14 protein-coding genes and 1 tRNA gene are annotated in these 17,194 nt (G+C 63.8%); 1 reads left to right on the top strand and 14 read right to left on the bottom strand.

The annotated features are described in order from the left end of the window. The first annotated feature begins 22 nt into the window (after nucleotides 1–22). On the top strand, nucleotides 23–379 hold the full coding sequence (locus WCE59_RS01180; protein WP_343256868.1) for a hexameric tyrosine-coordinated heme protein: 357 nt from the start codon (nucleotides 23–25) through the stop codon (nucleotides 377–379). Nucleotides 380–394: 15 nt separating this feature from the next. Here the strand turns inward: WCE59_RS01180 and rbfA are convergent, their stop codons facing one another. The 14 genes from rbfA to nuoF form a co-directional block, all read right to left on the bottom strand. Then, complete coding sequence (gene rbfA, locus WCE59_RS01175) at nucleotides 395–781, bottom strand: 30S ribosome-binding factor RbfA (RefSeq protein WP_343256867.1); 387 nt, start codon at nucleotides 779–781, stop codon at nucleotides 395–397. A 3-nt stretch (nucleotides 782–784) separates the two neighbouring features. Beyond that, nucleotides 785–3,370, bottom strand: a complete 2,586-nt coding sequence (infB, locus tag WCE59_RS01170; protein WP_343256866.1) for a translation initiation factor IF-2 — start codon at nucleotides 3,368–3,370, stop codon at nucleotides 785–787. A 136-nt stretch (nucleotides 3,371–3,506) separates the two neighbouring features. Continuing rightward, nucleotides 3,507–5,018: a transcription termination factor NusA gene (nusA, locus tag WCE59_RS01165; RefSeq protein WP_343256865.1), complete on the bottom strand. Its 1,512-nt coding sequence runs from the start codon at nucleotides 5,016–5,018 to the stop codon at nucleotides 3,507–3,509. Between the two features lie 28 nt (nucleotides 5,019–5,046). Continuing rightward, the gene (rimP, locus tag WCE59_RS01160) at nucleotides 5,047–5,604 is read right to left on the bottom strand and encodes a ribosome maturation factor RimP (protein WP_343256864.1); all 558 of its coding nucleotides are present in this window, start codon (nucleotides 5,602–5,604) and stop codon (nucleotides 5,047–5,049) included. A gap of 181 nt (nucleotides 5,605–5,785) precedes the next feature. After that, a tRNA-Met gene (locus WCE59_RS01155) sits at nucleotides 5,786–5,862 on the bottom strand. 83 nt (nucleotides 5,863–5,945) lie between these two features. Further along, nucleotides 5,946–7,403 carry an NADH-quinone oxidoreductase subunit NuoN gene (nuoN, locus tag WCE59_RS01150; protein ID WP_343256863.1) on the bottom strand — a complete coding sequence of 486 codons (1,458 nt, stop codon included), beginning with the start codon at nucleotides 7,401–7,403 and terminating at the stop codon, nucleotides 5,946–5,948. Between the two features lie 13 nt (nucleotides 7,404–7,416). Beyond that, complete coding sequence (locus tag WCE59_RS01145) at nucleotides 7,417–8,925, bottom strand: NADH-quinone oxidoreductase subunit M (protein WP_343256862.1); 1,509 nt, start codon at nucleotides 8,923–8,925, stop codon at nucleotides 7,417–7,419. Nucleotides 8,926–8,938: 13 nt separating this feature from the next. Further along, nucleotides 8,939–10,993 carry an NADH-quinone oxidoreductase subunit L gene (gene nuoL, locus WCE59_RS01140; RefSeq protein WP_343256861.1) on the bottom strand — a complete coding sequence of 685 codons (2,055 nt, stop codon included), beginning with the start codon at nucleotides 10,991–10,993 and terminating at the stop codon, nucleotides 8,939–8,941. 7 nt (nucleotides 10,994–11,000) lie between these two features. Further along, nucleotides 11,001–11,324, bottom strand: a complete 324-nt coding sequence (gene nuoK, locus WCE59_RS01135) for an NADH-quinone oxidoreductase subunit NuoK (RefSeq protein WP_343256860.1) — start codon at nucleotides 11,322–11,324, stop codon at nucleotides 11,001–11,003. Continuing rightward, nucleotides 11,324–11,974: an NADH-quinone oxidoreductase subunit J gene (locus WCE59_RS01130; RefSeq protein WP_343256859.1), complete on the bottom strand. Its 651-nt coding sequence runs from the start codon at nucleotides 11,972–11,974 to the stop codon at nucleotides 11,324–11,326. The genes nuoK and WCE59_RS01130 overlap by 1 nt, the downstream gene beginning before the upstream one ends. 4 nt (nucleotides 11,975–11,978) lie before the next feature. After that, entirely contained in the window at nucleotides 11,979–12,467 is a 489-nt protein-coding gene (gene nuoI / locus WCE59_RS01125) for an NADH-quinone oxidoreductase subunit NuoI (protein WP_343256858.1), read from the bottom strand. Next, nucleotides 12,464–13,561: an NADH-quinone oxidoreductase subunit NuoH gene (gene nuoH, locus WCE59_RS01120; RefSeq protein ID WP_343256857.1), complete on the bottom strand. Its 1,098-nt coding sequence runs from the start codon at nucleotides 13,559–13,561 to the stop codon at nucleotides 12,464–12,466. The genes nuoI and nuoH overlap by 4 nt, the downstream gene beginning before the upstream one ends. Beyond that, nucleotides 13,558–15,816 carry an NADH-quinone oxidoreductase subunit NuoG gene (gene nuoG, locus WCE59_RS01115; RefSeq protein ID WP_343256856.1) on the bottom strand — a complete coding sequence of 753 codons (2,259 nt, stop codon included), beginning with the start codon at nucleotides 15,814–15,816 and terminating at the stop codon, nucleotides 13,558–13,560. The genes nuoH and nuoG overlap by 4 nt, the downstream gene beginning before the upstream one ends. Further along, nucleotides 15,813–17,183 (bottom strand): NADH-quinone oxidoreductase subunit NuoF, encoded by a 1,371-nt coding sequence (gene nuoF, locus WCE59_RS01110; protein WP_343257097.1) that lies wholly within the window; start codon nucleotides 17,181–17,183, stop codon nucleotides 15,813–15,815. Before nuoF ends, nuoG begins: the two co-directional genes overlap by 4 nt. Between the last annotated feature and the right edge of the window lie 11 nt (nucleotides 17,184–17,194).

The raw sequence follows: 17,194 nt of genomic DNA, 5'->3' as shown, positions 1-17,194 counted from the left end.
TCCTCGATTCCTGGAGATTCAGATGATGAGAACGTATGCATTGGCCGCCGCCCTGCTGGGCTGCGCGGCTGTCTGGTCCGGCTCCGCTGTCGCCGGCAACACCCCTGCCATGCAGCCTGCGCCGCAGGAAGACTACGTCCCCAGCCTGATCACCGACACGCCGCTGCAGGGCCGCCAGCTGGCCATCACCCTGGTGCGCAAGACGATCGGCTCGATCCAGCGCGATGACGACGCCAAGCGGCGGGTCCGGGAGAAATACGAAGAGGATCCGGAAATGCTGATGCAGGCGGCCGCCATGGTGACCGCCGAATTCCGGATTATTGCCGAAGCCAACAACTACTGGCGCGATCCCCGGCCGGGAAGCCCGCCGGGCGACTGAAGCCGGAAGCCGAAGCTATTCGTCGGCCTGCCCGTCCGGCTGCCCGTCCGACTGACTCTGGGCCGGACGCACGTCGCGCAACAGCGCGTTGATCCTCTCACCACGATCGACGGAGTCGTCGTAGTGGAAGTGCAGTTCGGGCACGTGGCGAAGCTTGACCTGGCGGGCCAGGCGGTAGCGGATCTCGCCAGCCAGCCCGCGCAGGCCCTTGATGGCCTCCTCGGACCGCTCGGCCTGCAGCGCGGTCACGAACACCTTCGCATGGGCCATGTCGCGGGTGACTTCCACGTCCGACACGCTGACCGACGGCAGACGATGTTCGTCCACCGCCGCGCGCACCAGGGTGCCCAGCTCACGGCGGAGCTGGGCGGAGATGCGATCGGTGCGATTGAATGACTTCATTGCTTACAGCGTCCGCTGGACCTCGATGCGTTCGAAGCACTCGATCTTGTCGCCCGGCTGCACGTCGTTGTAGGCCTTCACGCCGATACCGCACTCGGTGTTCTCGCGCACTTCGTCCACGTCTTCCTTGAAGCGGCGCAGCGATTCCAGCTCGCCTTCGAAGATGACCGTGTTGTCGCGCAGCACGCGGATCGGTTTGTTCCGCCGCACCACGCCTTCCACAACCATGGAGCCGGCCACGGCGCCAAACCTGGAGCTGCGGAAGACCTCGCGGACCTCGGCCGTGCCGATGATCTCTTCACGGATCTCGACGCCCAGGATGCCGGATGCCACCTGCTTCACCTGGTCGATCACGTCATAGATGATCGAGAAGTAGCGTAGATCAAGGTTGCTGGTTTCGATCACCTTGCGTGCAGAAGCATCGGCGCGCACGTTGAAGCCGATGATGGTCGCCTTGGCGGTGGCCGCGGCATTGGCATCGGACTCGTTGATACCACCCACGCCGCCAACAATGATGTTGATCCGGATGTGCTCGTTGGACAGGGCCGTCAACGCCTGCTTCAGCGCCTCCACCGACCCCTGCACGTCGGCCTTGATGACCAGGTTGAGCTGCAGCTGCTCGGCCTGGCCCATCTGCGCCATGATGTCTTCCATGCGGCTGCCGGCGGTCTGCACCAGGCGGCTTTCGCGCTGACGCTGCTCGCGCTCCGCGGCCACTTCACGGGCCAGGCGGTCGTCTTCGACCACCACGAAATCGTCACCCGCATCCGGCACGCCGGACAGGCCAAGCACCTGGACCGGAATTGACGGCCCGGCGCTTTCCACGGTCTGCCCGGTCTCGTCGAACAGGGCACGGACCCGGCCGAAATGAACGCCGCAGACCAGGAAGTCGCCGCGGGCAAGCTTGCCCTGCTGTACCAGGACGGTGGCCACCGGGCCGCGTCCCTTGTCCAGCGAAGACTCGATCACCGTACCGATGGCACGGCCCTCGTCGACCGCGGTCAGCTCCAGCAATTCGGCCTGCAGCAGGATCGCGTCGAGCAGGTCGTCGATGCCCAGTCCGGTCTTGGCGGAAATTTCCACCATCTGGATATCGCCACCGAAGTCCTCGGAGACAACCTGATGCTCCAGCAGCTCGTTCTTGATGCGGCTGGGGTCCGCGGTGGACTTGTCGATCTTGTTGATTGCGATGATCAGCGGCACCTCGGCGGCACGCGCATGCTGGACGGCTTCAACCGTCTGCGGCATCACGCCGTCGTCGGCGGCGACCACGATCACCACGATATCTGTGAGCTTGGCGCCACGGGCACGCATCGAAGAGAACGCCGCGTGACCCGGGGTGTCCAGGAAGCTGACCACGCCCTTGTCGGTTTCAACGTGATACGCGCCGATGTGCTGGGTGATCCCGCCGGCTTCGCCAGTGGCGATGCGCGTGCTGCGGATGTGATCGAGCAGCGACGTCTTGCCGTGATCAACGTGGCCCATGATGGTGACCACCGGCGGACGCGCAACGGCGTCGCCGTGAACCTCACCCACGTGGGCAAGCAGCTCGCTCTCGGCGTCATCGGCGCCAGCGCGCACGGCCACATGGCCCAGTTCCTCGGTGACCAGCACCGCGGTGTCATGGTCGATGGACTGGTTGATGGTGGCCATCACGCCCATCTTGAACAGGGTCTTGACCACATCGCCGCCCTTCATAGCCAGCTTCTGGGCCAGCTCCGCGACAGTGATGGCATCGCCCACTTCAACTTCACGCACGACCGGCGCGGTGGGCCTTTCGAATCCGTGTGGACCGGCACCCGAACGGGCCTGACCGACCTGACGGCGCGGACGACCCTTGCGGGCGGTCGAGCGACGGGCCCGATCAGCCGCGCTCAGATGCATCTGGCCGCCGAAGCGCGAGCCACCGTCCTCTTCACCGCCACGAGCCTTGGTGTTCGCGCCACGCGCGGTCTTCGGGCGCTGGCTGGCGCGATCGTCACGTGCGGGAGCAGGCTTGCCGTGCACCGGCTTGCGCACCGGCGCGGCTTCCTCGACAGGCGGTGGCGCTGCGGCTTCTTCGGCTTCCTTGCGGACGCGTTCGACCTCGGCAGCCTCTTCCTGGCGCTTGCGCTCGGCTTCATCGATCCGGCGCTGATCCTCTTCCGCCAGACGCTGCTGTTCCTGCAGGTTCTGCTGCCTGGATTCTTCGAGCTTGCGAAGGATTTCCGCACGCTCGTCATCCCCACCGGCAGCTGCAACGGCTGCGGCGGCGGCAGCGGTCTGCTGCTCGGTCGGCTTGACCAGCGTGACCTTCTTGCGCACGACCACGTCGACGGTCTGGCGGTTACGCCCACCGCCAACCGTCAGCTCCTGCTTGCGGCTGCGGTTGAGCGTGATCTTTTTCGACGCGGTACCAGTACTGCTCGGCTGCGCGCCGGCGCCATGGGTGCGCCGGAGAAAGCCGAGCAGCTTCACCTTCTCGGTGCTGGACACGACCTGGTCGGGATCGCTGAACTCCATGCCGGCCTCGGCCAGCTGTTCCAGCAGTTTCTCGACTGGTGTGTTTACCAGGGCAGCCAGCTTTCTGATGGTGGTTTGTTGCGACATTCGAATTCCGTGTCCAGGGCGACGGCGTTCTGCCACCGCGGGATGGTTCAATTCTAACGGTTGCCGGGAGAATCTTCCGGAGCCCGCCCTTGGGGCGGGTCCGATGCAATCCCGGTTGCCACGGGCCGTCGGCTTATCAGCCTTCAGCCTCCAAACGGGCGATCTCGTCAGCGCGGGCGGAAAGGATCAGCGCAGCTGCGCGCTCCTCATCCAGGCCTTCAATGCCGAAGTCGAGCAGTTCATCGGTGCCCAGGTCCGACAGGTCTTCAACGCTACGCACGCCGTGCGATGCCAGGCCGTAGGCAATCGCTTCTTCCATGCCCTCCAGCGCCTGCAGCTCTTCGGAGGGTGCGTTCTCGTTCAACTCGGTTTCAAACGCCAATGCATCGTTGAGCAGCGACTCGCGGGCGCGGGCGCGCAGTTCCTCAACGATATCCTCGTCGAAGCCCTCGATTGCCAGCAGCTCGCCGACCGGCACGTAGGCGATTTCCTCCACGGTGCCGAACCCTTCGGCCACCAGGATTCCGGCGATTTCCTCGTCCACTTCCAGCTTTTCCTGGAACAGTTCGCGGGCAACGGTCTGCTCGGCTTCGGACTTGGCGACCACCTGGTCCTGGGTCATCACGTTGAGCTGCCAGCCGGTCAGGCGGCTGGCCAGGCGCACGTTCTGTCCGCCCTTGCCGATCGCCTTTGCCAGCAGTTCTTCAGCCACCGCCAGGTCCATGGAGTGCTTGTCCTCGTCAACGACAATGGACTGCACTTCCGCCGGCGCCATGGCGCTGATCACGAACTGCGGCGGGTTGTCCGACCACAGCACGATATCCACGCGCTCACCGTTGAGCTCATTGGAGACCGCCTGGACGCGCGAGCCACGCATGCCGATGCAGGCACCAATCGGATCGGTGCGGTTGTCGTACGCGATCACGGCGATCTTCGCGCGGTCACCCGGATCACGGGCGCAGGCCTTGATCTCAACCAGGCCCTGGCCGACCTCCGGCACTTCCAGCTTGAACAGTTCGATCATGAACTCGGGGGCGGCGCGGCTGATGAACAGCTGCGGCCCGCGCGGCTCGCTGCGCACGTCGTACAGATAGCCGCGGACACGGTCACCGGCGCGGACCACATCGCGGGGGATCGCCTTGTCCTTGGGAATGAAAGCCTCGGCGTTGCCGCCCAGATCGACGAAGACGTTGCCGCGCTCGACGCGCTTCACTACGCCGGTCACCAGCTCGCCAACCCGATCCTTCCAGGCGTCCACAACCTGCGCGCGTTCCGCTTCACGGACGCGCTGCACGATCACCTGCTTGGCAGCCTGGGCGGCGATACGACCGAACTCGGCGTTCTCGACCTGCTCTTCGATGTAATCGCCCACTTCGACGCCTTCCGCTTCGTCGAGCGCGTCCATCAGCCTGAGCTGGCGGTCCGGTGACTCCATCACTTCATCGTCTGCGACCACTTCCCAGCGGCGGAACGTTTCGTAGCTGCCGTCCTTGGGATTGATCGTTACCCGGGTCAGGACATCCTGCTCGGGGAAGCGCTTCTTGGCAGCAGTCGCCAGCGCAGCTTCAATCGCCTCCAGGATCACCGATTCCGGTACGCCTTTCTCGCTGGCGACGGCGTCGATGACCATCAACAGTTCCTTGCTCATTCTGTTACGCCTCTGACTATCTCGGGATTCAGTGCTTGCGCTTTCCGGCACGCTTGCCGCGCCCGGGCCTGTTGTTTTCCGGAACGGCCAAACCAAGTGCCGCCCAGTCGGGCACCAGTCGTGCCCGCTCGATGTTTCCAAATGCGACTTCGAACGGCTGGCCATCAATCTCGATCCGCACGGCTTCCGCGTTCGCAGCCAGAATCGGCCCCTGCAGCCTGCGGCGGCCTTCGTGGGGCAGCTTCAGGAGAATCTTCACCACTTCGCCAATAAAACGCTCGAAGTGTGCAGGGGTGAACAGCGGACGATCCACGCCGGGAGAAGACACTTCAAGCGTGTAATTACCGGCAATCGGATCTTCAACGTCAAGCTGAGCCGACACTTCACGGCTGACCGCCTCGCAGTCATCCACGGTCACGCCCTGCCCTTCCATCTCCGCACCGGCCTCGGCGCCAGGCTTGTCGATATACAGACGCACCAGCGAGCCGCCAGGCGCCGGCAGGTAATCAATACCCAGCAACTCCAAGCCCAGCGCCTCCACTGCAGGCGCCAGAAGCTCTCTGATTGTGCTTGCCTTGTCGGCCAAGAGCGCGTCCTCCGGTTGTCGTTGAAATGCCGGAAAAGAAAAGGGGCCCGGCGGGCCCCTTGTCCGATACCACAGGATTTCGGTATCACAGCGCGAGCAGATGCACTGTGACTCAACCCATCCGCGACTAGACCATATTGAAAAGCTTCTTTGAAGAAGCTTTTCACCAATCGCGAAAAGCTGGTAGCGGGGGCAGGATTTGAACCTGCGACCTTCGGGTTATGAGCCCGACGAGCTGCCAGACTGCTCCACCCCGCAACAGAAGAACTATTATGAAGGCGTTTAACTTTTATTGCAAGCCTTAAAGAGCGGTGGAATCAAAATATCAGGCTCCACTTCCTTCAGCCTGCAAACGCCTGTTGGCACAGGGCCATCAGCGGGCTCCAGAACAACCCCAAGCCCAGCAGTGCGAGCGCATTGATCGCAAAGACGGTGCGTAGTGTACCACCCTGCCTCTGCTCCAGCGGCTCACCGGCCGGCTCATCGAAGTACATCACCTTGACCACCCGCAGGTAGTAGAAAGCGCCGATGACCGCGAAGACCACGCCGACTACCACCAGCCACATGAAGTCGCCTGCCAGTGCAGCCTGCAGCACAGCCAGCTTGGCCCAGAAGCCCAGCAGCGGAGGAACGCCGGCCAGCGATACCATGATCACCAGCACCAGGGCGGCCATCCACGGACTGCGCGCGTTCAGGCCGCGGTAGTCTTCGATCTCGTCGGCCTCGAAGCCCTTGCGCGACAGCATGATGATGGCGCCGAATGCCGCCGCCGACATGATCGCGTAGACAATCGCGTAGAACATCGCGGCCGCGAAGCCTTCGGGCCCGCCGCCGGCGATGCCGAGGAACAGGAAGCCGACGTGCGAAACGGTTGAATAGGCCAGCATCCGCTTCAGGTTGGTCTGCGCGATGGCAACCAGGTTACCGATTGCCAGCGACAGCGCGGCAAGCAGCGCAAGAAGCAGCTGCCAGTTGTCCGCCATCGGGCCCAGGCCCTGCTCAAACAGGCGCCAGGCCAGACCAAACGCGGCCAGCTTGGGCGCGGAACCGATGAACAGCGTGATCGGGGTGGAAGCGCCGTGATAGGTATCCGGAAGCCACATGTGGAACGGGGCCGCACCGAACTTGAACGCCACGCCGACCACCGAGAACACCAGCCCGGCCAGCAGCAGGGTGCGGTCTTCGCCGGTTACGGCGGCCGCGGCTGCATTGATCCCGTCCAGGTACAGCGTGCCGGTCGCGCCGTAGATCAGCGACAGGCCAAAGAGCAGCAGGCCGGAAGACAGCGATCCCAGCACGAAGTACTTCATGCCGGCTTCGGTTGCCAACTTGCTGTTGCGATCCACCGCCACCAGCGCGTACGAACACAGCGCCAGCAGCTCCAGACCCAGGTAGATCATGGTCAGGTTGCCGGCCGACACCAGCAGCATCATGCCGATCACGGCAAACAGCATCAGGATCGGGATCTCGCCGCGATACAGCCCACGCTCGCGCATGAAGGGCCACAGGTACACCAGCGCCAGCGCGGAAATCAGCAGGGTGACGAACTTCAGCGCGTCGGAGGCGGTGTCACGCAGGAACAGGCCCTCCATCACGTTGCCCTGCCCGCCTACTCCCGTGGCGATGAAAGCCGCGGCAATCAGCAGGGTGGCGATGGACAGCGCGTGGGTAATCACGCGGCGGCGATCATCGAGGAAAAGATCCAGCATCAGCAGTCCGAACGCACCGACGACGACCGTCAACTCAGGGAGCAGCGGTGCGAATTCGGTGAAGGTGCGGACTGGGGCTACGAACGTCATCGCGACATCATCCTCAAAGCTTGGTGGCGGTCAGCAGTTCCGCCAGTTGCGCGATGGATGGCTCCATCAGGTTGGTCAGTGGCATCGGCCAGATGCCGATCCCCAGTACGCCGGCGGCAAAGACACCCAGCACAAGGGCCTCGCGGCCATTGATGTCTTTCAGCCCCGCTACGTGGGCATTGGACACCTCACCGTAGAAGATCCGCTTGACCAGCCACAGCGAGTACGAGGCGCCGATGATCAGGGTCAGGGCGGCGGCAAATGCGATCAGCGGGTTGGCCTGGAAGGAGGCCATGATCACCATGAACTCGCCCACGAACCCGGACGTGCCCGGCAGACCGGAGTTGGCCATGCTGAACAGCACGAAGAACGCGGCGAACCAGGGCATCACGGTGGCGACGCCGCCGTAATCACGGATCCGGCGGGTGTGCATGCGGTCATAGAGGATGCCCACGCAGCTGAACATCGCGCCGGAAATGAACCCGTGGCTGATCATCTGCACCATGGCACCCTGCAGGCCAAGGCGGGCCGCGTCGGCGTCACCGCCGCGCACCAGCACGAACGCCAGGAAGATACCCAGGGTCACAAAACCCATGTGCGACACGGATGAATAGGCGATCAGCTTCTTCATGTCGTTCTGCACCAGGGCGACCAGGCCGACATAGACCACTGCGATCAGCGACAGCAGGATCATCAGCCAGGCCCATTCCTGGCCGGCGTCGGGCACGATCGGCAGGGAGAAGCGGATGAAGCCGTAGCCACCGATCTTCAGCATGATCGCGGCCAGGATCACCGAACCACCGGTCGGCGCTTCCACGTGCGCATCCGGAAGCCAAGTGTGCACCGGGAACATCGGGATCTTGATCGCAAACCCGGCCATGAAGGCGAAGAACAGCCACATCTGCTCGGTGGCCGTCAGTGGCAGCGCGTACAGATCGGGAAGCTGCCAGCTGCCGCCCTTCTGGTACAGGTAGATCAGGCCGACCAGCATGAAGATCGAGCCCAGGAACGTGTACAGGAAGAACTTGATCGTCGCGTAGACGCGCCGCGGCCCGCCCCAGACACCGATGAGAATGAACATCGGGATCAGCATGGCCTCGAAGAACACGTAGAACAGCATCGCGTCCACGGCCGAAAACACGCCGATCATCATGCCTTCCAGGATCAGCATGGCAGCGAAATACTGGCTGACCCGGGTGTTGATGGATGTCCACGCGCCGATCAGCACCAGCGCCGTGGTCAGCGTGGTCAGCACGATCAACGCCGCCGAAATTCCGTCGGCACCCAGGTGGTACTGGATGTCGAACGCGGGGATCCACTCCCTGCGTTCCAGGAACTGCAGCCCGGGAGCGGCAAAATCGAAACCGGTCAGCAGCAGAAGGCTGATCAGGAAGATCACCACTGCCGACCCGAGTGCAACCCAGCGGGCAGCGCTCGGCCGTGCGTTGCCGCACGCCAGAGTAAACAGGCCACCCAGGATGGGGAGCCAGATCAGAAGACTGAGAAGAGGCCAGTTCGACACGTATCTGTTTCCGTCAGCGCCAGTAGCGGATAAGCACGGCCAGGAGCAACACCAGGCCAATGATCATCACGAATGCGTAGTGGTAAAGGAGACCGGTCTGGGCACGACGCGACACCGAGGCCACCAGGCCAACGACGCGCACCGCACCATTCACGATCAGACCGTCGATCACTTTCTCGTCGATCCAGCGGGACACCCTGCCAAGCTGAAGGCTGCCACCGGCAAAGCCCTTGATCCACAGATCGTCAGCCCAGTACTTGTTTTCAAGCACCTTGACCGGCAGGCGCAGGACCTGCCTGGCGCGGTCAGCCAGCTCCGGTCGCCACCAGTACATGGCGGTGGCCAGTGCAAACCCGGCCACGACGAGCCAGAACACCGGGGTCACGAAGCCATGCAGCGCGAACGCCACCGGACCGTGCCACATCCGCTCGCCCAGGATTGCCACCGTGTCGCGGGCAGCCGCTAGATCAATGGCACCGGAGAAGAACGGCAGCTGCTCGACAGCGCCGGACCAGTTGGTTCCGAACAGCATCGGCCCGGCGGTGAAGAAGCCGATCGCGATGGACGGGATGGCCAGCAGCAGCAGCGGCAGGGTGACCACCCACGGCGACTCGCGCGGCTCGACCGGGCCGTGGTGGCCGTGGTCGTCGTCATGCGCTCCGTCAGCGTGCGGCACCGCATCGCGGAAACGCTCCTTGCCGAAGAAGGTCATGTACAGCAGGCGGAAGCTGTAGAAGCTGGTGATGAACGCACCCGCCAGCACCGCCCAATAACCGTAAGTCCCCACCCAGCCCATCCGGTCGGAAGCCAGAGAAGCGGCTTCGATGATGGTGTCCTTGGAGTAGAACCCGGAGAAGAACGGCGTGCCGATCAGGGCCAGGGTGCCGATCACCATGGTCCAGAACGTCACCGGCATGTACTTGCGCAGGCCGCCCATGCGGCGCATGTCCTGCTCGTGGTGCATGGCGATGATCACCGAGCCCGCGCCCAGGAACAGCAGCGCCTTGAAGAAGGCGTGGGTCATCAGGTGGAACACGGCGGCCGAGTACGCCGACACGCCCAGCGCCACGGTCATGTAGCCGAGCTGTGACAGTGTGGAGTACGCGACCACGCGCTTGATGTCGTTCTGCACGATGCCGATCAGGCCGGTGAAGAAGGCCGTGGTCGCGCCAATGAACAATACAAACGCCAGTGCCGCATCACTGAGCTCGAACAGCGGCGACATGCGCGCCACCAAGAAGATACCCGCGGTGACCATCGTGGCCGCGTGGATCAGCGCCGAAATCGGAGTCGGGCCTTCCATCGAGTCCGGCAGCCACACGTGCAGCGGCACCTGGGCCGACTTGCCCATCGCGCCGATGAACAGCAGCACGCAGATGACCGTCGCCGCGGACCACTCGACGCCCGGCAGGAATTCAAGGATCTGGCCGCCGCCCACGGTGGCCTCGGCATTGGCGAACACAGTCGCGTAGTCGAGCGTGCCGAACATGTACACCACGGCGCCGATGCCGAGCAGGAATCCAAAGTCACCCACGCGGTTGACCAGGAACGCTTTCATGTTGGCGAACACGGCGCTGGGCTTCTTGAACCAGAAGCCGATCAGCAGGTACGACACCAACCCCACCGCTTCCCAGCCGAAGAACAGCTGCAGGAAGTTGTTGCTCATCACCAGCATGAGCATGGCGAAGGTGAACAGCGAAATGTAGCTGAAGAACCGCTGGTAGCCCGGGTCGTCCTTCATGTAGCCGATGGTGTAGATGTGCACCAGCAGCGACACGAAGGTCACTACCACCATCATCATCGCGGTCAGGCGGTCGACCAGGAAGCCGACGTGGGCCGAGAAGTTGCCCACCTCGAAGTAGGTGTACACGTTCTGGTTATAGGACGCGGCGCCCTGTACCAGCTGCCACAGCACCCAGCCCGAGAGCACGCAGCTGATCGCCACGCCCAGGATGGTGACGGTATGCGCGCCCGCGCGGCCTACCTGGCGTCCGAACAGGCCCGCGATGATCGCGCCCAGCAAAGGTGCCAGGACGATGACCAGCAGGTGGGATGTTGAAAGTTCCATTGCCCGCCTACCCCTTCAGCAGATCGATGTCGGCGACGTTGATGGTCTGCCGGTTGCGGAACAGCGCGACCAGGATTGCCAGGCCGATCGCCGCCTCGGCGGCTGCCACCGTCAGGATGAAAAACACGAACACCTGGCCGGACGCTTCACCGAGCTCGCGCGAGAACGCGACGAAGTTGATGTTGACCGACAGCAGCATCAGTTCGATCGACATCAGCAGCACGATCACGTTCTTCCGGTTGAGGAAGATGCCGGCAACGCTGATGCAGAACAGCACCGCACCCAGCGCCAGGTAGTGGCCCAGGGCCAGGCCCTCGCCAAGAAAACTCATCACTTGTCTCCCCTGTCCGGAGCCTGTCCATCGGCGGGCGCGTCGCCCGTACCGCGGGTCGGGCCCGCCTTCATGCTCACCAGGCGTACGCGATCAGCAGCCTTCGCCCGCGACTGTTCGCCCAGATTCTGTCGCTTGGTGCCATCCCGGCGCGTCAGCGTCAGAGTCACCGCGCCGATCACGGCAACGGTCAGGATCAGCGCCGCGATTTCAAACGGCAGCAGGTAATCGGTAAACAGCGTGTAGGCCACCCATGCCGTGTTTCCGACTTCAGCCGTTTCAGCCTGTGCCGGGAACGGCACGTTGCGGGCGTGCAGCCCGAGCACGGTCAGGATCTGGACGAGCATGGTCACCGCCACCACCAGCCCGACGGGCAGGTAGCGCACGTAGCCCTCCCGCAGTGGTGCGATATCGATGTCCAGCATCATCACCACGAACAGGAACAGCACCATGATGGCGCCGACATAGACCAGCACCAGGGCAACGCCGAGGAACTCGGCACCGATCAGGATCCAGGTGCAGGCGACCGAGAAAAAGGTCAGTACCAGGAACAGCACCGAGTGCACCGGGTTGCGGACGCTGATCACCCCCACCGCCGCCATGACGGCAATGGCGGCAAACGCGAAAAATGCGAGCGTTACGAAGTCCATCGTCTTACCTGTAGGCGGAGTCGGCGGTGCGGCGTTCTGCGATCTCGGCCTCAAGCCGGTCGCCGATCGCCAGCAGCTGTGGCTTCTCGACCACGTTTTCACCGCGGTTTTCAAAGTGGTATTCGTGCACGTGGGTCAGCACGATCGAGTCAACGGGGCACGATTCCTCGCAGAACCCGCAATAGATGCACTTGAACAGGTCAATGTCGTAGCGCGTGGTCCGGCGCGTGTTGTCATCGCGCTTTTCCGAATCGATGGTGATCGCCAACGCCGGGCAGACCGCTTCGCACAGCTTGCATGCAATGCAGCGCTCTTCCCCGTTGGGGTAGCGACGCAGCGCGTGCAGCCCGCGGAAACGTGGTGACTGCGGCACCTTTTCCATCGGGTACATCAGCGTGTATTTAGGGCGCCACAGGTATTTGAAAGTCAACGCCAGGCCACGGAGCATTTCCAACAGGAACAGGCTCCGGAACCAGCTAGCAAAACGGTTCATCGCTGCACTCCTTCCAGGATGCCGAAGTAGGCCATCAGCGCGGTCACCACGATCCAGGCGATGCTGATCGGGATGAACACCCGCCAGCCCAGACGCATGATCTGGTCGTAGCGATAACGTGGGAACGAGGCCCGGAACCACACGAAGCAGCTGGCAAAGAAGAACGCCTTGACGAACAGCCACCACCAGCCATCACCCAGCACCACCGAAAGCACCGGCAGATCGGGAATCCACGCGGCGGGCAGCGGCGACAGCCAACCACCCATGAAGAACGTGGCGGTGAGGAAGCTGATCAACAGCATGTTGGCGTATTCGGCCAGGAAGAACAGCGCGAACGCCGACCCGGAATACTCCACCATGTGCCCGGCAACGATCTCCGACTCGCCCTCGACCACGTCGAACGGCAGGCGGTTGGTCTCGGCCAGCCCGGACACGAAATAGATCACGAACAGCGGTGCCAGCGGCAGCCAGAACCAGCTGAACATGCCCGCCCCGCCCTGCTGCGCCAACACGATGTCGCTCAGGTTCAGGCTGCCGGCGGCGATCAGCACGCCAACCAGGGAGAAGCCCATCGGGATCTCGTAGCTGACCATCTGTGCAGCAGCACGCATGCCGCCCAGGAACGCGTACTTGGAGTTCGACGCCCAGCCGGCAAGGATCACGCCGTAGACGCCGAGCGCGGTCATGGCCAGCAGATACAGCAGGCCCGCATTGGCATTGGACAGCACCAGCTGCACGTCGAACGGCACGACCGCCCAGGCTGCAAAAGCCGGCGCAAGGGTGATCAGCGGTGCCAGGATAAACAGCACCGGGCTGGCCCGCGTGGGCCGGATGATTTCCTTGAACAGGAGTTTGAAGACGTCGGCGAAGGTCTGCAGGATGCCGAAGCCGACGTACTTGGGTCCGTGGCGGATATGCATCCAGCCGATGAGCTTGCGCTCCCACCAGACATAGAAGGCCACGGCAAGGATCACCGGCACGGCGATGGCCAGGATCTTGAGCACGATCCAGATCACCACGCCGATGGCCCCCAGACCGAGCAGGAACTCGTGCAGCGGTGCCGTCCACTGGGTCAGAACTTGCGCGGTGGTCATGCCGGCAGCACCTCCACGCGACCGGCCGCCAGGGCGGCGGTTGCACCGTAGCCGCTTTCAGCCCAGACGGAACCGGCGGCGACGCGATCGCTCACCGAAACCTTCAGGGTGGCGGTGCCGGCATGGTTGGAAACCTTCACCATGGCGTCGTCGGACACTCCAATGCGTTGGGCATCATCAGGATTGATGCTGATTTGAGGACCAAGGGTGAGCGGATGGGCCTGCAGCGCAGCCGCCCTGCGGACCACCGCATCGCTGCGGTAGATCGCCGGAGAGATTGCCAGCTCGAAACCGCTGCCGTTGTGGTCGCCACCCGCGGCCACGTTGGCATCGGCGCCCTTCGACCCGTCACGCTGTGCAACGCCAGCTGCCGTGATCCCGGCGCGAAGGCCTGAAAGTTCGGTGAACTCGAAGCCCGGAAGCTCCAGGTTTCCACCCAGGGCGCGCAGCACGCGCCAGCCGGCACGCGCATCGCCGGGCAGCTTGGCGCCGGCGACGGCCTGCTGTTCGCGACCGTCGAGGTTGGTCAAGGTCGCGTCGATCTCGGGCAGCATGCCCACCGGCAGGATGACGTCGGCCACGGCGCGAGTGGATTCGCAGGCGAAATGGCTGAATGCAACCACCTGGGCGCCCTTCAGTGCCTGCAGTGCAGGTGCCTGGTCGGCAAAATCCAGCCCCGGCTCGATTCCGTACAACAGGTAGGCCGAACGCGGCTCCGCCAGCATGGCGCGGGCATCGCGTGAAGCCGGCAGCACACCCGCATTGGCCAGGCCAAGCGCGTTCGCACCCTGCGGGATCCGGCACAGTGCGGCGCCAGTGGAACCGGTCAGTGCGGTCGCCGCCGAACGGATGCTGGCGGCGTGCGGACCGGATTCGGCCAGCGCGCCAACAATCACCGCGGCGCGGTCGGCATTGCGCAGGATCCCGGCGAGCTCGCCGGATTCGAGCGCGTCAGCCATGCGCGACGGAGCGACGATGCGCTTGCTGGCGATGTCGAAGGTGAACTCGAAATCGACCGGGTTGATCACGTGTACCTGCGCGCCCTTGCGCCATGCCTGGCGCACGCGCTGGTGCAGCAATGGCACTTCGTGGCGCAGGTTGCTGCCCACGATCACCACTACGTCGGCAGTGGAGACATCAGCGACCGGCATGGCGAACGGTTCGGCCGCCCCGGCACCTGCAGCATCCACCTGACCGATGCGGTGATCGATGTTGGCGGTTCCCAGGCCCTGCGCGAGGCGTGCCAGCAGCGCGCCCTCTTCGTTCGAAGTGGCCGGATGCACCAGCATGCCCAGGTCATCAGCGGCGTTGTCTCGCAGGATCTGCGCGGCACGCGCCAGCGCTTCATCCCACGAGGCTTCGCGCCAGGCGTCGCCGTCGCGCAGCATCGGCACGGTGGCGCGATCCTCTGCGTACAGGCCCTGATGCGAGTAGCGGTCGCGGTCGGACAGCCAGCACTCGTTGACTTCTTCGTTGTCGCGCGGCACCACGCGCATGGCTTCGCCACGGCGCAGATGCATAAACAGGTTGCTGCCCAACGGGTCGTGATAACCCAGCGACTCCCTGGCAATCATTTCCCACGGACGGGCGCGGAACTGGAACACCTTGTTGGTCAGCGCGCCTACCGGGCAGACGTCAATCACGTTGCCGGACAGCTCGGTGGTCAGCGGCTTGCCGTCATAGGTGCCGATCTGGCGGTTCTCACCGCGGTACATGGTGCCCAGCTCATGCGTGCCGGCAATTTCCTCGGTCACGCGCACGCAGCGGGTGCAGTGGATGCAGCGGGTCATCTCGCTGGCAACCAGCGGCCCGAGGTTCTCGTCGGCCACGGTGCGCTTGCGTTCCACAAAGCGGCTGACCGAGCGGCCATAACCCATCGACAGATCCTGCAGCTCGCACTCGCCGCCCTGGTCGCAGACCGGGCAATCCAGCGGGTGGTTGATCAGCAGGAACTCCATCACGTTGCGCTGTGACTTGAGCGCCTTTTCGCTGCGCGTGGTGATCTTCATGCCGTCCATCACCGGCGTGGCACACGCCGGCGCCGGCTTGGGCATTTTTTCCACTTCGACCAGGCACATGCGGCAGTTGGCCGCGATTGCCAGCTTGTCGTGGTAGCAGAAACGGGGGATCTGGATCCCGGCCTTGTCGGCGGCCTGGATGATCATCGAACCCTTGGGTGCCGCCATCTCCACGCCGTCGATGAAGACGGTCACGTGGTCCGGTGGCAGGTTTGGATTGACTGGCTGGGCGCTCATGCCACCACCGCCTTGGGCACCACGGTGCCGCTGCGTTCGTCATCGACCAGGAAACGGCCGTTGACGATCCTGTATTCGAATTCGTCCCAGAAGTGGCGCAGGAAGCCCTGCACCGGCCAGGCCGCGGCTTCACCGAAGGCACAGATGGTGTGTCCTTCGATCTGCCCGGCCGCTGCACGCAGCACGTGCAGGTCATCGACCGTCGCCAGGCCATCCACCACGCGGGTAATCATGCGATGCATCCAACCGGTGCCTTCGCGGCACGGGGTGCACTGGCCGCAGCTTTCCATCATGTAGAAACGGGCGATGCGCTGGCACGCACGCACCATGCAGGTGGTGTCGTCCATCACGATCACCGCACCCGAGCCGAGGCCGGAGCCGGCCTTCTGGATGCTGTCGTAATCCATGGTCAGTTCCATCATGGTCTCGCCCGGCAGCACCGGCATCGACGAACCACCGGGAATCACGCCCTTGAGCTTGCGCCCCGGCGCCAGTCCCCCGGCGATCTCCAGCAGCTCGCTGAAAGGCGTGCCCATGCGGATTTCGTAGTTGCCCGGCTTCTGCACATGCCCGGACACCGAGAAGATCTTGGAGCCGCCGTTGTTCGGCTTGCCCAGGTTGAGGAACCACTCCGGCCCGTTGCGCAGGATCGCCGGCACCGAGGCAAAGGTTTCGGTGTTGTTGATCGTGGTCGGCTTGCCGTACAGGCCGAAGTTGGCCGGGAACGGCGGCTTGAACCGCGGCAGTCCCTTCTTGCCTTCCAGCGACTCCATCAGTGCGGTTTCCTCACCGCAGATGTAGGCGCCCGCGCCCAGCGCGTTGATGATGTCGATGTCCACGCCCGAGCCGAGGATGTCCTTGCCCAGCCAGCCGTTGGCGTAAGCCTCCGACAGCGCCTCTTCGATGTGGTCGAAGGGCTCATGGTGGAACTCGCCGCGCATGTAGTTGTAACCCACGGACGAACCGGTGGCATAGCAGGCGATCGCCATGCCCTCGATGACCGAGTGCGGGTTGTAGCGCAGGATGTCGCGGTCCTTGCAGGTGCCCGGCTCGGATTCGTCCGAGTTGCACAGGATGTACTTCTGCATGCCCGAGTCCTTGGGCATGAAGCTCCACTTCAGCCCGGTCGGGAAGCCCGCGCCGCCGCGGCCACGCAGGCCCGACTGCTTGACCATCTCGATCACGTCGGCCGGCGGGATCTTCTCTTCCAGCACCTTGCGCAGCGCGCTGTAGCCACCGGTCTTGAGATAGTTCTCATACGACCAGGGCTTGTCGAAGTGCAGCGTCGTGTAGACAGCCTGATGCTCCTTTGGCGCCGGACCTACCGGCCCGCGACCCTCGGAAATCTTGTTGAAGTAATGCGCCATCGTGCTTCGAC

The organism is Luteimonas qiangzhengi (assembly GCF_039548515.1).
GTDB lineage: Bacteria > Pseudomonadota > Gammaproteobacteria > Xanthomonadales > Xanthomonadaceae > Luteimonas.
This window is presented reverse-complemented; position numbering and strand designations above follow the sequence as displayed.

What these genes read in the sequence shown, in the direction of transcription:
- WCE59_RS01180 (WP_343256868.1), top strand. Translation starts at nt 23, where the DNA reads ATGATGAGAACGTATGCATTGGCCGCCGCCCTGCTGGGCTGCGCGGCT.
- rbfA (WP_343256867.1), bottom strand. Translation starts at nt 781, where the DNA reads ATGAAGTCATTCAATCGCACCGATCGCATCTCCGCCCAGCTCCGCCGT.
- infB (WP_343256866.1), bottom strand. Translation starts at nt 3,370, where the DNA reads ATGTCGCAACAAACCACCATCAGAAAGCTGGCTGCCCTGGTAAACACA.
- nusA (WP_343256865.1), bottom strand. Translation starts at nt 5,018, where the DNA reads ATGAGCAAGGAACTGTTGATGGTCATCGACGCCGTCGCCAGCGAGAAA.
- nuoN (WP_343256863.1), bottom strand. Translation starts at nt 7,403, where the DNA reads ATGACGTTCGTAGCCCCAGTCCGCACCTTCACCGAATTCGCACCGCTG.
- nuoL (WP_343256861.1), bottom strand. Translation starts at nt 10,993, where the DNA reads ATGGAACTTTCAACATCCCACCTGCTGGTCATCGTCCTGGCACCTTTG.
- nuoK (WP_343256860.1), bottom strand. Translation starts at nt 11,324, where the DNA reads ATGAGTTTTCTTGGCGAGGGCCTGGCCCTGGGCCACTACCTGGCGCTG.
- WCE59_RS01130 (WP_343256859.1), bottom strand. Translation starts at nt 11,974, where the DNA reads ATGGACTTCGTAACGCTCGCATTTTTCGCGTTTGCCGCCATTGCCGTC.
- nuoI (WP_343256858.1), bottom strand. Translation starts at nt 12,467, where the DNA reads ATGAACCGTTTTGCTAGCTGGTTCCGGAGCCTGTTCCTGTTGGAAATG.
- nuoH (WP_343256857.1), bottom strand. Translation starts at nt 13,561, where the DNA reads ATGACCACCGCGCAAGTTCTGACCCAGTGGACGGCACCGCTGCACGAG.
- nuoG (WP_343256856.1), bottom strand. Translation starts at nt 15,816, where the DNA reads ATGAGCGCCCAGCCAGTCAATCCAAACCTGCCACCGGACCACGTGACC.
- nuoF (WP_343257097.1), bottom strand. Translation starts at nt 17,183, where the DNA reads ATGGCGCATTACTTCAACAAGATTTCCGAGGGTCGCGGGCCGGTAGGT.